Source organism: Actinocorallia herbida (genome assembly GCF_003751225.1).
In the GTDB taxonomy this organism is placed as follows: Bacteria; Actinomycetota; Actinomycetes; order Streptosporangiales; family Streptosporangiaceae; genus Actinocorallia; species Actinocorallia herbida.
In genome coordinates this window covers 4,161,277-4,174,726 of the sequence record NZ_RJKE01000001.1, presented here as the reverse complement: position 1 = coordinate 4,174,726, position 13,450 = coordinate 4,161,277, and the positions used below count along the sequence as shown (strand labels likewise).

Annotated in this window: 13 protein-coding genes; 4 read left to right on the top strand and 9 right to left on the bottom strand. The window is 73.1% G+C overall.

Annotated elements, in window-relative coordinates; translation table 11 throughout:
- Positions 1-206: 206 nt before the first annotated feature.
- Entirely contained in the window at positions 207-1,193 is a 987-nt protein-coding gene (locus EDD29_RS19255; RefSeq protein WP_123665743.1) for a LacI family DNA-binding transcriptional regulator, read from the bottom strand.
- A gap of 63 nt (positions 1,194-1,256) precedes the next feature.
- Positions 1,257-2,168 (bottom strand): LysR family transcriptional regulator, encoded by a 912-nt coding sequence (locus tag EDD29_RS19250; protein ID WP_123665742.1) that lies wholly within the window; start codon positions 2,166-2,168, stop codon positions 1,257-1,259.
- Between the two features lie 118 nt (positions 2,169-2,286).
- On the opposite strand from EDD29_RS19250, the gene EDD29_RS19245 reads away from it, so the two are divergent.
- Together EDD29_RS19245 and EDD29_RS19240 are read left to right on the top strand one after the other, a co-directional pair.
- Positions 2,287-3,246, top strand: a complete 960-nt coding sequence (locus EDD29_RS19245; RefSeq protein ID WP_211359797.1) for an EamA family transporter — start codon at positions 2,287-2,289, stop codon at positions 3,244-3,246.
- Positions 3,247-3,440: 194 nt separating this feature from the next.
- Positions 3,441-6,182 carry a BTAD domain-containing putative transcriptional regulator gene (locus EDD29_RS19240; protein ID WP_148086017.1) on the top strand — a complete coding sequence of 914 codons (2,742 nt, stop codon included), beginning with the start codon at positions 3,441-3,443 and terminating at the stop codon, positions 6,180-6,182.
- Here EDD29_RS19240 and EDD29_RS19235 read toward each other — a convergent pair.
- The 5 genes from EDD29_RS19235 to EDD29_RS19215 all read right to left on the bottom strand — a co-directional run bounded on the left by EDD29_RS19235 (position 6,179) and on the right by EDD29_RS19215 (position 10,556).
- The gene (locus tag EDD29_RS19235; protein ID WP_211359796.1) at positions 6,179-6,640 is read right to left on the bottom strand and encodes a molybdopterin-dependent oxidoreductase; all 462 of its coding nucleotides are present in this window, start codon (positions 6,638-6,640) and stop codon (positions 6,179-6,181) included. The two genes, EDD29_RS19240 and EDD29_RS19235, sit on opposite strands and share 4 nt — an antisense overlap.
- Before the next feature lie 169 nt (positions 6,641-6,809).
- Positions 6,810-7,865 carry a 4-hydroxy-2-oxovalerate aldolase gene (gene dmpG, locus EDD29_RS19230; RefSeq protein WP_246052849.1) on the bottom strand — a complete coding sequence of 352 codons (1,056 nt, stop codon included), beginning with the start codon at positions 7,863-7,865 and terminating at the stop codon, positions 6,810-6,812.
- Positions 7,862-8,836: an acetaldehyde dehydrogenase (acetylating) gene (locus EDD29_RS19225; RefSeq protein WP_123665740.1), complete on the bottom strand. Its 975-nt coding sequence runs from the start codon at positions 8,834-8,836 to the stop codon at positions 7,862-7,864. Before EDD29_RS19225 ends, dmpG begins: the two co-directional genes overlap by 4 nt.
- An 11-nt stretch (positions 8,837-8,847) precedes the next feature.
- On the bottom strand, positions 8,848-9,660 hold the full coding sequence (locus EDD29_RS19220; RefSeq protein WP_123665739.1) for a 2-keto-4-pentenoate hydratase: 813 nt from the start codon (positions 9,658-9,660) through the stop codon (positions 8,848-8,850).
- A gap of 116 nt (positions 9,661-9,776) precedes the next feature.
- Positions 9,777-10,556: an IclR family transcriptional regulator gene (locus EDD29_RS19215; protein WP_211359795.1), complete on the bottom strand. Its 780-nt coding sequence runs from the start codon at positions 10,554-10,556 to the stop codon at positions 9,777-9,779.
- Between the two features lie 123 nt (positions 10,557-10,679).
- Between EDD29_RS19215 and EDD29_RS19210 the strand changes: the two genes are divergently transcribed.
- Positions 10,680-11,642, top strand: coding sequence for a zinc-binding dehydrogenase (locus EDD29_RS19210; protein ID WP_123665738.1), 963 nt, complete (start codon positions 10,680-10,682; stop codon positions 11,640-11,642).
- A gap of 44 nt (positions 11,643-11,686) precedes the next feature.
- On the opposite strand, the gene EDD29_RS19205 is transcribed toward EDD29_RS19210, so the two are convergent.
- Both EDD29_RS19205 and EDD29_RS19200 read right to left on the bottom strand, forming a co-directional pair.
- Positions 11,687-12,259, bottom strand: coding sequence for a TerD family protein (locus tag EDD29_RS19205; RefSeq protein WP_123665737.1), 573 nt, complete (start codon positions 12,257-12,259; stop codon positions 11,687-11,689).
- Between the two features lie 71 nt (positions 12,260-12,330).
- A complete protein-coding gene (locus EDD29_RS19200) occupies positions 12,331-12,786 on the bottom strand; it encodes a tellurite resistance TerB family protein (RefSeq protein ID WP_123665736.1) in 456 nt (151 codons plus the stop codon).
- Positions 12,787-13,064: 278 nt separating this feature from the next.
- Here EDD29_RS19200 and EDD29_RS19195 point away from each other — a divergent pair, with 278 nt between their 5' ends.
- The gene (locus EDD29_RS19195) at positions 13,065-13,442 is read left to right on the top strand and encodes a BlaI/MecI/CopY family transcriptional regulator (RefSeq protein ID WP_123670563.1); all 378 of its coding nucleotides are present in this window, start codon (positions 13,065-13,067) and stop codon (positions 13,440-13,442) included.
- Positions 13,443-13,450: the final 8 nt, after the last annotated feature.

The window sequence follows — 13,450 nt, the reverse complement described above, 5'->3', positions numbered from 1 at the left end:
CTCGGAGCTCGGGAAGGGCGGGGCGCAAGCCGTCACCTGACCTTGGGTGAAGGTGCCGACCCGATGTTCCATGATCCAAGACTCCCGGTGGTCCCGATGTGGCGACACCTCCCCTGCTCAGTGCGGTACTCGGACGGTCCGCCACCTGATGTAAAACGTTTTCTGCCGAGGCCGGAGGAAGCCCCGGACAGGGTCGGCGGGCCGCGTCAGGGGGCGCTGGCGCGGACGACGAGGGAGGGTGCGAAGACACGGGCCTCGTGGATGTGATCGGGACCCGCCTCGACCTCGTCGAGCAGCAGCTCGATCGCGGCGGCGCCGAGATCCTCGACGGGCTGGCGGACCGTCGTCAGGGCGGCCACTCCCGCGGCGTCCAGATCCCCGTAGCCGACGAGGCGGACGTCACCGGGGACGGCGAGGCCCCGCTCGGTCAAGGCGCGCAGCACCCCGACGGCCAGGAAGTCGTTCGTGCAGAACACGGCGTCGGGCGCCGTCTCGATCGCCAGCCCGGCCTCGTACCCGCACTCGACGGTCATCCGGGGCGTCACGACCTGCTCCAGGACCGCCCCGCGGACCCTCCGGGCCGCCTGTCTGGCCCCCTGGTGGCGGTCGGCGCACTGCCGGATCTCGCGCGGGCCGTTCACCACGAGGACCGAGCGCGCCCCGCCCTCCAGCAGATGCGCGACGGCCAGGGCGCCGCCCGCGACGTCGTCCACGGAGACCGAGCAGCCCTCGGCCGTCGGCCTGGTCCGGTCGGCCAGGACCAGCGGCACGCCCCGCCGCCGCAGCCGCTCCAGCCGTCCCGGGTCGGCGCCCAGCGGGGCCACGACGACGCCGCTGGCCCGCTGCGCGACCAGCATCGAGAAGTACTCGGCCTCCCGCTCGGGGTCGTCGCCGCTGTGGCAGAGGGACAGCGCGTAGCCCTGCCGGAAGGCCGCGTCGGACGCGCCGCGCGCGATCCGCGCGTAGAAGGAGTTGGCGATGTCGGGCAGGACGAGGCCGATCGAGCGGGCGTGCGCCGCGCGCAGCCCGGCCGCCCCCGGATGCGGGACGTAGTCGAGTTCCGCGACGATCGCGAGGACCTTCTCGACGGTCCCGGCGTTCACCCGCTCGGGCCGGTTCAGCACGTTGGAGACGGTCGAGACCGAGACGCCCGCCGCGGCGGCGACGTCCTGGATGCGCGCGGGACGGGGCATGATCGTGTTCCCCCCGTCCTCGCCGCCTCCGGGCGGAGGCCGTCGCCCGGAAATTCTAGGCGTTCACGCTCCGTCGAGCGTCAGCGAGCCGCGCAGGGCAGCCAGGGAGTTCGCCAGCGCGGCCCGGCACGCCGTGACGGCCGGGTGGCGCTCGGCGCCCTCGCGGACCGCGGTGAAGATCGTGCGGACCGGCGCGCCGGGAAGGGTGAGCAGGCAGGACGGGGCGGGGACCGACGCCCACAGCAGGTCGGGCAGGATCGAGGCGGCGTGGCCGGTCTCGACCAGCCTGGCGTGCAGCAGCATGTCCATGGACTCGAACCTGACATCCGCCTCGAACCCCGCCTTGCGGCAGACGCTCCGCGCCCAGCGGCTCGGCACCGTCCCGTCCGGCTCCATGGCCATGGGGAGGCCGGCGAGATCCGCGAGGCCCTCGACGGCGAAGGAGTCGGGGACGGCGAGGCGCAGCGGATCCCGGCCCAGCGGGCTCCAGGACAGGCCGGGCAGCCGGGGCTGCGACTCGTCGGGGTAGTCCTCGCCCACCACGAGGTCGAAGTCGCGGGCCTGGAGCGCGGGCAGCGCCTCCTCGGCGTCGATCTGGCGGACGCGCAGCCGCAGCCCCGGGTGGGCGGCGGCCAGCTCCGTCACCGCCGCCGGGATGAGCGCCAGCGCGGCGGTCTGGAAGACGGCGATCCTGAGCCGTCCGGTGATCTCCCGCAGCGAGGCGGCGAGCTCGGCCTCGGCGAGCTCCAGTTGGCCGAGCACCTTCTCGGTGTGCCGGACGAGGATCTCGGCCTGCTCGGTGAGCCGCACCCGCCGACCGGCCCGCTCCAGCAGCACGACCCCGGTCTCGGTCTCCAGCTGGGCGAGCTGCTGGGAGATCGCCGACGGGCTGTAGGACAGCGCCTCGGCGACCGCCGCGAGGGTGCCCCGCTGGCGCAGTTCCCGCAGCAGCCGGAGCCGGTGCAGATCGAGCACGGCGCCTCCTTCAATTCATCAGCACAACTTAACGATATCGCGCAGAAACCATCGCTGGACCTGAACTAATGCCGCGTCAGACGATGTTCGCAGCACCCCTCGATCAGGAAGCACCGCCGTGACCCTCTCCGCGCCCGTCCGTGTCCCGCGAGCCGGATCCGCCATCGGCGTCGCCCTCATGCTGACGTCGGCGACCTCCCTCCAGGTCGGCGCGGTCGTGTCCGCGTCGCTCTTCCCGCGCGTCGGCGCGGCCGGGACCACGGTCCTGCGGCTGACCCTCGCGTCGCTGCTGCTCCTGGCCCTCACCCGTCCCGCCGTCCTCCGCTGGGACGCCCACCGCCTGAGGTCCGTCGCGCTCCTCGGCGTGACGATGGCCGGGATGAACGGCCTGTTCTACGAGTCCATCTCCCGGATCCCCCTCGGCACGTCCGTGACGATCCAGTTCGTCGGGCCCCTCGCGCTGGCCGCCTTCCTGTCCCGCCGGGCCCGCGACCTCGTGCCCGTCGCCGCGGCGATCGCCGGAGTCGCCCTCCTCGGCCTCCAGCACCCGCCCACCGGCCCGCTCGACCCCGTCGGCGTCGCCTTCGCCGCGGCCGCCGGCGTCTTCTGGGCCCTGTACATCCTCGCCGGCTCCCGCATGGCCGCCACCGGCGCGGGCGCGGGCGGTGTGGCGGTCGCCATGGGCGTCGCCGCCCTGGTCGCCCTCCCCTTCGGCGCCGTGAGCGCGGGCCCCGCCCTCCTCTCCCCCGGGATCCTCGCCTTCGGCGTCGTCATCGCGGTCATGGCCTCCGCGATCCCCTACGCCGCCGAGATGGCCGCCCTCTCCCGCCTCCCCAAGAAGACCTTCAGCGTCCTGCTCGCCCTCGAACCCGCCGTGGCCGCCCTCGTCGGCGCCCTCTTCCTCGCCCAGCCCCTCACCCCCGCCACCTGCGCCGCCGTCCTCCTCGTCCTCCTGGCCGCGACCGCCTCCGCCGCCATGGCACGCCCCCGGAAGGCCTCCCGCGGAGACGCGCCGGAAGCGGAGCCGGTGAGCCCGCCCGTCCGGCCCGCCGCCGACCTGGTGAAGGCGGGAGCCTGACCGCCTCCCGAAGGCCCGAGGTCCGCGGAACTCCCGGAGTCCGCCGGCCTCGGCCCGTTCGCTGCCGGGTCAGGGGGTGGCGGCCTGCTTCGCGGTGGACTGGTGTCGATCTCCGATGGCATTCTTGGCTGATCCGGGCAAAGTGAAGAAGGCGAAGGCTGCGCGTGGTGGTGGGGATCGGGGTCCTCGGGCCGATGACGGCGACCGTGGGCGGGGAGCGGGTGGCGCTCGGCGGGCCGCGGCAGCGGGCGGTGCTCGCGGTGCTGGTGGCGGCCGGCGGCCGGGCGGTGTCGGAGGAGCGGATCCTCGCGGACGTGTGGGCCGACGGCGAGGCTCCGGGAAGCGGGACGCTCAAGTCGTACGTGTCGGTGCTGCGCCGGATCCTGGAACCGGGGAAGGCGCCGGGCGAGGCGCGGACGATCGTGCGGGAGGGCAACGGCTACCTACTGCGGGCGGGGTCGGCCGAGGTCGACGCCGAGGTGTTCGCGGACCTCGTCGGCAGGGGCGCGGAGCTGCTGGCCGGAGGGAACGCCGCCGAGGCGGTGCCGGTGCTCCGGAAGGCTCTCGCGCTGTGGCGGGGCGAGCCGTACGCGGAGTTCGGGGACCTGGGGTTCGCGGCGCCGGAGCGGGCGCGGCTGGAGGGGCTGCGCCTGACGGCCGCCGAATACCTGTACGAGGCGCGGCTCACCCAGGGCGGGAACGGCTCCCTCATCGGGGACCTGGAGAAGCACACCCTGGAGCAGCCGCTCAGCGAGCGCGGCTGGGAGCTGCTGGCGACCGCGCTGTACCGGGCCGGACGGCAGGGGGACGCCCTCGCGGCGCTGCGCCGGGCGCGGGCGGTGCTCGCCGAGGAGCTGGGCATCGACCCCGGTCCCGCGCTACGCCGTCTGGAGGCGTCGATCCTGGCGCAGGAGGAGCAGATCGAGGCCCTGCCCGTCGCCGCGCCGAAGCCGCGCGGCCGCAACCTGCCGCACGCGCTGTCCCGGTTCGTCGGACGGGGCGGGGAGTCCGCCCGGATCGAGGCGCTCCTGGCCGAGCACCGGCTCGTCACTCTCACGGGGCCCGGCGGCATCGGCAAGACCCGGCTCGCGCTGGAGACCGCCCGCGCCCGTACCGACGCCGACGGGCCCTGGCTCGTCGAACTCGCCGAACTGGAGGACCCGGCGCTGCTCGCGGTGACGCTCGCGGGCGTCCTCGGCGTCGCCGGGGCCACCACCGCCGACCGCCTCGGGGAGGTGCTCGGCGACCGCGAACTGCTCCTCGTCCTCGACAACTGCGAGCACCTCGTCGCCGAGGCGCGCGCCGCCGTCGGAACGCTGCTGGCGCGCGCGGGCGGTCTCCGGGTCCTCGCCACCAGCCGGGAGACGCTGAATCTTCCCGGCGAGGCGGTCTACGAGGTCAGACCGCTGCCCGCCGACGACGGCCGTGCCCTGTTCGTCGCCCGCGCCGCGGCGTCCCTGCCCGGCTGGGCGCCCGACGCCGACGAGGAACGTCTGGTCCGCGCGCTCTGCCGGGAGCTCGACGGGCTGCCGCTGGCGATCGAGCTGGCCGCCGCCCAGTGCCGGATGCTGTCGGTCCGGCAGATCGCCGAAGCGCTCGACGACAGGTTCGCGATCCTGCGCGACGGGCCGGGCCCCGACCGGCACCGCACCCTCCAGGCCACGGTCGAGTGGAGCTACGGCCTGCTCTCCCCCGCCGAGCAGACCGTGCTGCACCGGCTCGGCGTGTTCGCCTCCGCCTTCGACCTCGACGCGGCGATCGCGGTCTGCGGCAGGCAGGTGATGCCCGAGCTGAGCGGGCTCGTCCGCAAGTCGCTGGTCACCGTCGAGGCGGGCACCGCGCCGCGCCGCTACCGGCTGCTGGAGACCATCCGCGAGTTCACCGGCGGCCGGCACGACCCGGACGTCCAGGCCGCGCACCGGGTCTGGGTGCTGGCCGAGGCCGCGGCCGCGGCGCCGCAGCTGCGCGGGCACCGGTCGGCGGCGATCGTGCGGCGGCTGCACGCGCAGCAGCCCGAGCACCGGGTGGCGCTGACGTCCGCGCTGCTCGTCGGCGACGGCGACTACGCGCTCAGGCTGGCGGGCCTGCTCAGCTGGTTCTGGTACGCGCAGGGCATCGTCGCCGAGGGACTCGGCTGGATCAAGTCGGCGATCCAGCTGAGCCCGTCGGCCGGACCCGACCTGCGGGCGCCGACGCTCCTCGCCGAAGCCCGGCTGTCCTACCTCGCGGGCGACTTCGCCAACGCCCGGCGCGCCGCCGACGACGCGATCCGCGCGGGCCACGCGCTGGAGGACCCCGAGGTCATCGCCGAGGCGATGCTGCACCGCGCCCTGTTCGACGCGCTGTGCGGCGAGACCGACTTCCTCGACCTCGCCAGGGCGGGCCTCGAACTGGCCCGTGAGCAGCACGAGGACTGGCTGGTCGCCGAAGGGCTGATGATCACCGGCATGCTGCTCCGGTTCGCCGGGCTCATCACCGAGGCCCGCGCGCATCTCGCCGAGTCCGTCACGGTCGCGGACGGGTGCGGCTACGTGTTCATCCACTGCTCGTCGCTGTGGCTGCTCGCCAAGATCGACATGGATCTCGGCGCGCCGGAGAAGGCGCTGACCGGCAGCTGGGACATGCTGCTGCGGCTCGACGAGAACGGTGACGTCACCTCATGGGTGGTGGCCGTGCACACCCTCGCGGCGGCGCTCACCCTGTCCGGGCGGCCCACCGACGGCGCGACCCTGCTCGGCGCCGCCGACCACCACGGCTCCCGGGTCGGTTTCTCCCCCGCCGAGATGGACCCCCTCGACGCGCCCCGCCAGGCCGCGATCGTCCGCGAGGGCCTGCCCGCCGACGAGTTCCAGACGTGGTACGCCCGCGGCCGCTCCCTCACCCGAGCCCAGCTCCGCGCCCTCGCCGAGTCCTCGCACACCGCCCAGACGGGCTAGCGGCGCGCGGGTCGGCCGTCGGACCTGACGGTCACCGCGGCGACGCGGCCGAGACTGCGGGCGCCGCAGCGGTCGCCGGGAACGGCGAGCTGAGGGCCTTCCGCGTCCAGGGAGGCGCCGTCCCGGCTGACGGCGAGCAGCAGGGGGGCGGCGCCGAAGTCCGGGTCGAGCTCGCCCCACGACAGGACGACGCGGTGCCCGTCGACGGCCTCCAGCACCAGGCGGAAGCGGAGCCGGTTCATGCGGTCGCCGTGCGCGGGCTCGGGATCGGCGGCGGCCACGACATCGCGCAGCAGCGGCCCGGTGAAGGTGTGCCGCCGGATCCCCTTGCTCCCGCAGGAGAAGACGACCTCCGCCGTCCGCTGCGGCAGATCACGCAGGTCCGCCATCCGCAGGACGCCCGGCGCTCGCACCTCCCCGCCGATCCGCAGTCCGGGACCGTCCTCCGCACTCGCCAACGCCGTCTCCCCTCATCGCGATTTCCCTGATGACCGGCACGGCCGCCTCGCCCGGGACCGGTCCACCGAAATCCTAGGGTTCGCGGCGCCTTGCGCCGCCGGACAGGGAACCGCACCGCTCCCGGTAGCGGATGCCGGGGCGGTGCGGAGCTCTGGGCGGCCGGAAGGGTCAGGCGGACGCGGCCTGGGCCTTCAGGTCGAGGGCGATGTCGATGATCATGTCCTCCTGGCCGCCGACGAGGTTGCGGCGGCCGACCTCGACGAGGATGGTCCGGACGTCGATGCCGAATCGCGCGGAGGCGGCCTCGGCGTGGCGCAGGAAGCTGGAGTAGACGCCCGCGTAGCCGAGCGTCAGCGTCTCCCGGTCCACCTGGACGGGCCGGTCCTGGAGCGGGCGGACGAGGTCGTCCGCGGCGTCCTGGAGGGCGAACAGGTCGCAGCCGTGGTCCCAGCCCTGGAGGTCGGCGACCGCGATGAACGGCTCGATCGGGGCGTTGCCCGCGCCGGCGCCGTGCCCGGCGAGGGAGGCGTCCACCCGGGTCACGCCCTCCTCGACGGCGACGACGGAGTTCGCCACCGACAGGGACAGGTTCTGGTGGGCGTGGATGCCGATCTCCGTCTCCGGGTTCAGCACCTGCTTGTAGGCCCGGACGCGCTCGCGGACGCCGTCCATGGTCAGGCGGCCTCCCGAGTCCGTCACGTACACGCAGTGGGCGCCGTAGGACTCCATCAGCTTCGCCTGCTCGGCGAGCTTCTCGGCCGGGGCCATGTGGCTCATCATCAGGAAGCCGGAGACGTCCATGCCCAGGTCGCGGGCGGCCGCGATGTGCTGGGCGGAGATGTCGGCCTCGGTGCAGTGGGTGGCGATCCGGATCGAGCGGACGCCGAGGCTGTAGGCGTGCTTCAGCTCCTCGATCGTGCCGATGCCGGGGAGCAGCAGGGTCGTCAGCTTCGCGCGGGAGATGTTCGCCGCGGCCGCCTCGATCCACTCCCAGTCGGTGTGGGATCCGGGGCCGTAGTTCACCGAGCCGCCCGCGAGGCCGTCGCCGTGCGCGACCTCGATCGCGGCGACGCCCGCCGCGTCGAGGGCCGCGACGATCTTCGCGACGTTCTCCGGGTCGATGCGGTGGCGGACGGCGTGCATGCCGTCCCGCAGGGTGACGTCCTGGATGTACAGCTTCGGGCTCATCTTCGTGTTCTCCGTGCTCACAGTCTCCGCGCTCACTTCGACACCTCGGCGAACCGCTCGGCGGCGCGCAGCGCGGCGGAGGTCATGATGTCCAGGTTCCCGGCGTAAGCGGGGAGGTAGTGGGCCGCGCCCTCGACCTCCAGGAACACCTGGACCTTGGTGGTGACGGCCGGCGCGCCCTCCGGCAGGAGGGTGTGCACCGGCTCGTCGGCCGGGATCGGCGTGAACTGCACGTCCTGCTTGAGGCGGTAGCCCGGGACGTACTCGGCGACCTCACCGACGATCTTCTCGATCGACGCGCGGATCTCGCCCTGGTCGGCGTCGCCGATGAGCGCGAACACGGTGTCGCGCATGATCATGGGCGGCTCGGCCGGGTTGAGGACGATGATCGCCTTGCCGCGGCCCGCGCCGCCGACCTGCTCGATCGCCTTCGACGTGGTCTCGGTGAACTCGTCGATGTTCGCCCGGGTGCCGGGACCGGCGGAGCGGGACGAGATCGAGGCGACGATCTCGGCGTAGGCGACCGGCGTCACCTGGGAGATCGCGTGCACGATCGGGATGGTCGCCTGGCCGCCGCACGTCACCATGTTGACGTTGCTGGCGTCCGCCGCGAGCTGCTCCTCGAGGTTCACGACCGGGACGACGTACGGGCCGATCGCCGCGGGGGTGAGGTCCACGAGCTTCTTGCCGTAGGGCGCGAGCTTCGCCGCGTTCGCGACGTGGGCCTTCGCCGACGTGGCGTCGAAGACGATGTCGATCTCGTCGAACCCGTCCATCGCGATCAGGCCGTCGACGCCCTCGTGGGTCGTGGGGACCTTCATGCGGCGGGCGCGGGCCAGGCCGTCGGAGTCGGGGTCGATGCCGACCATCGCGCCCATCTCCAGGGTCTTCGACAGCCGGATGACCTTGATCATCAGGTCGGTTCCGATGTTGCCGGAGCCGATCACCGCCACCTTCGTCTTCTCCCCGGAGGGGCTCTTCCCGGTGGGATTCTTGACGTCGCTCATCAGGGTTTCCTCTACTTCGCGAAAACTGCGGTCACGGTGCCGAACGCGGACAGCTCGGCGCGGACCACGGTGCCGGGGGTGACGGGGACCATCGGGCCGAGGGCGCCGGACAGGATCACCTGGCCCGCGCGCAGCGGCTCGCCGAGGTCGCGGGCGGTGCGGGCGAGCCACACCAGGGCCTCCAGCGGGTCGCCGAGGCAGGCGGCGCCGTTGCCCTGAGAGACCAGGACCTCACCGTCGTACAGCTCCATGACGGTCTCGATCGGCTCGAACTCGTCAAGGGTGAGCTTCTTGTCGCCGAGGACGTAAAGCGCGCTGGAGCCGTTGTCGGCGATCGTGTCGGTGATCGTGATGTCCCAGTTCGCGACCCGGCTGGCGACGATCTCCAGGGCGCCGACCGCGTAGTCCACGGCCGGGCGGACGTCCTCGACGCCGTTGATCTCGCCGTCGAGGTCGGCCTTCAGCACGAACGCGACCTCGGCCTCGACCTTGGGCTGGAGCAGGTTCGCGGTGTCGACCTCGGTGCCGGAGACGTCCATGTCGGCGAACAGGACGCCGAAGTCGGGCTGGTCCACGCCGAGCTGCTTCTGCACGGCCGGGGAGGTCAGCCCGATCTTGCGGCCGGAGACGACCGCGCCCTGGGCCAGACGGTGCTCGGCGAGGCGCTGCTGGACGGCGTAGGCGAGGGCCAGATCGGTCGTGCCGAGCAGGTCGCGCACGGGAGCGCAAGGGGAGAGCGTCTCCTGGGCGTTCTCCAAGCGCGCGGCGGCGGCGGTCACGGCGGCCTCGCGGTCCTGGCCGGTCAAGGGTGCGTCGGTCGTCATCACGGTCCTCGGTTAGGTGGGCGTGACTCCACCTTCACCGATGGCCCCCCGGAACACGCACCCTCATGTTCCACTCAGTGGAACCCTCTTCACGTGCGACCCCGCGCCGCCTGGCGTCAGTCCGCGTGCGGGATCAGCGCGGCGCGGCGCGCGAGCGTCCCGGCGATGCCCGCGGCGGCGGCCTTCACCGACACCTGGTGGGCCTCCGGCCGGAACCGCGCGACGGGCCCGGTGACGCTGATCGCAGCGACGGGCCGGTCATAGGGGTCGAGAACGGGTGCCGCCACGCACACGATCCCGGTGGCCGACTCCTCGTACTCGAACGCCACCCGGGTCTCGGCGATCCGCTCGACCTGGCGCCGGAGCAGCCCCGGCGCGGTGATCGTCCGGGGCGTCCTGCGGACGAGTTCGCCGTCGAGGACCCCGGCGAGCACGTCGGGCGGGGAGAACGCCAGCATCGCCTTGCCGATCGCGGTGCAGTGCGCGGGCATCCGCCCGCCGATCCGGGACGGCGACGTCGCCTGCCGGTGCCCGCCCAGCTTCGACACGTAGACGACCTCGGCGCCTTCCAGCACCCCCAGGTGGACGGTCTCGTGCGTCCGCTCGTAGAGATCTTCCATGAACGGCGTGGCGACCTCGACGAGCCCCCGCTCGACCGAGGCCCGCATGCCGAGTTGGAACACCTGCCCGCTCAGCCGGTACCCCCGTCCGGCCCGCTCCAGGAGCCGCACCTCCACCATGTCGCCCACGATCCGGTGCAGGGACCCCTTGGGGATCCCGGTCCGCCGCCCCAGCTCCGCGAGGCTCACCCCGTGGTCGTCCGCCGTGAACGCGTAAAGAACCGCCGCGACCTTGCCCAGCACGGACTTGGTCCCGATCTCCGGCGCCCCCGCCACCGCACCCCGCCTCTCCCCTGCCGCCTTTCCCTCGCAGTCTATGGACGTGCCCGCCGAGCCCTTGACCTCAACGTCACTTGAGGTCGGAGGATCGTCGTGACGGCGGCGGAAAGGGGAGGCGGCATGCGGAAGATCGAGGTCAAGGAGTTCGGGGGCCCGGAGGTCCTGGAGCCGGCGGAGGGAGCCGACCTCCGGCCCGGCGCGGGTGAGGTCGTCGTGCGGGTCGAGGCGGTGGACGTCCTGTTCGTGGAGGCGGTCATCAGATACGGCCTGGCGACGGATCACTTCTCCTTCACCCCGCCCTACGTGCCGGGCGGCGGTGTCTCCGGCCGGGTGGAACGGGTGGGCGCGGACGTCGACCGCGCCTGGGAGGGGCGCCGGGTCTGCGTCCGGACGGACGGCGGCGGGTACGCCGACCAGGTCGCGGCACCCGCTCAGGATCTGATTCCGGTACCCGACGGGCTGGGGATCCGCGAAGCCGCCGCACTGCTCCACGACGGGGTGACGGCGCTGGGCGTCCTGGACGCAGCCCGGATCACGGAGGGTGAGCGGGTCTTGGTGACGGCGGCCGCGGGCGGGATGGGGATCCTCACCGTCCAGCGCGCGGTGGCCGCCGGCGCGGTGGTCGTGGGCGCCGCGCGAGGGGGGGCGAAACTGCGCCTCATCGAGTCGTTCGGGGCCTACGCCGTGGACTACTCCCCGCCGGACTGGGCCGAGCGAGCGGTGGAGGCACTCGGCGGGCGGCCCGACGTCGTGCTGGACGGGGCGGGCACCTCCGTGGGACGTGCCGCGTTCGCCGTCGTCGCCGACGGGGGGAGGTTCTCCGCGCACGGCGCGCCGAGCGGAGGGTTCGCCGAAGTGGACGCGGCCGAGGCGGCACGGCGCGGCATCACCCTGCGCGGGATCGCCGACGTGCAGTTCACCCCGGAGGAGATCCGCGCGTTGGTCCGGCGTGCCTTCGCCGAGGGCGCCGCAGGACGGCTGCGTCCGGTGATCGGACAGCTCCTCCCCCTGGAGAGGGCCGCCGACGCGCACCGCGCGCTCGAGGCGCGGGCGACCGTCGGCAAGACCCTCCTCCTGCCCTGAGGACGCGCGGCGGCTCCGGGGAAGGGGAGCCGCCGCGGAGGCCGTCAAGCGTGCGCGGACAGCGTGGGGAGGATGTCCTGGAAGGTGCGGCCCATGGCCGGCTCGCCGATGGCGTTCATCTTCCAGGCGTCGCCGTTGCGGTAGATGCGGGCCATGACCATCGCCGTGTGGGAGCCGCCCCCGGTGAGGGTGTAGCGGGCCAGCTCGGCGCCGGTCTGGTCGTCGACGAGGCGGCAGAAGGCGTTGGCGACCTCGTTGAACGTCTGGCCCTGGAAGGAGTTGACGACGAAGACCAGCGACGTCACGTGGACGGGCAGGCGGGCGAGGTCGACCTGGATGGTCTCGTCGTCGCCGTCGCCCGCGCCGGTCCGGTTGTCGCCGGTGTGCCGGATCGAGCCGTCGCGGCTGGTGAGCTGGCCGAAGTAGACGACATCGGCGATCTGGTCGCCGGCGTAGACGACGACCGTGGCGTCGAGGTCGATCTCCTGCTCGCGCGAGCCGAAGAAGCCCTTCTTCTTGATCGCGTCCCAGCCGAGGCCCATCCTGACCTTGGTGAGGCCGCCTCCGCCCGGCTTCTCCAGCGAGATCCGCTGGCCCTTGACCATCGACACGGCCATGTTGCGGCACCTTTCGTAGGGGTGGTTCTCTCGCCGCGGGCTTCCCCCGCGGCGAACCGATGAGATCTGGATCAGACGTCGAACTCGGCGGGGTCGAGGCCGAGGGCGAAGCACGCCTCCCGGACGACGGCCCGCTCGGCCGCGTCGAAGTCGCCGTCGGCGCCGCCGATGACGATGCCGATCTGGATGACGGCGCGGGCCTCGGCGGGCTTCTTGCGCGCCTTGCCGACCTCCTGGAGGACGGTCACCTTGCCGAACGCGAAGTCCGCGGCGAGCCGGGCGCAGTTGTCCTCGAACCTGCGGCGCAGGTCGTCGGCGGGGAAGTCGGAGAGCACGTCGTTGCCGGTGATGAGGGCGGCGACCCGCTGCCGCTCGGCGGGGTCGACACTGCCGTCCGCGGCGGCCACCAACGCGCACATCGCCATGCTCGCGTCGCGGAACGCACCGCTCTTCAGGTCGTTCTTCTTGGCGACGAGCTGGTCCTGCATCGTCAGGGTGGACTGCCTGATCCGGTCCCACAGCGCCATTGCCGGGTCCGCCTCTCTCGTTGGTGGACGACCTCGCGCCCAGATTACTACTACATTTGTAGTAGATACTGCCCGGGGCGGTCCGCCCCGACGGACCGTTCCATGATGAGAACGGTCCACGCGCTCAGGGTGACAACGAATCGGCGGGAGAACGGGTTTCCACGGACGCATGGCGTGAATGAGCCGGAAGTCACATGGAGATCGGGAACCCGGAACGGTCGAACCAGGAGAATCGCCGTGGCACACTGCTGCGATCGGATGTGGTGCGGGAGGTGCGCATGGGCGGCGCGAAACGGGCGCCCGGGGATCTGGAGCGGGAGATAACGGCGGCGCTGCACGCCGCCGACCGAGCGCTGACACCGCGCGAGGTCCGCTCGGCCCTCGGCGAGTCCCTGGCCTACACGACGGTGCTCACGATCCTCGTCCGGCTGGAGGGCAAGGGCGTCCTGGAACGTGAGCGGCGCGGCCGGGCCTTCGCCTACCGCCCGGTCGCCGACGATCCGGGCCTCGCCGTCCGGCGGATGCACCAACTGCTCGACGAGCGCCCCGACCGAGAGGTCGTCCTCACCCGTTTCCTCGGCTCCCTGTCGGACGACGACGAACAGCTCCTCCGCCGGATGCTCCACGACCTGGACACCGAAGACCCCGACACCTGACCCGAAAT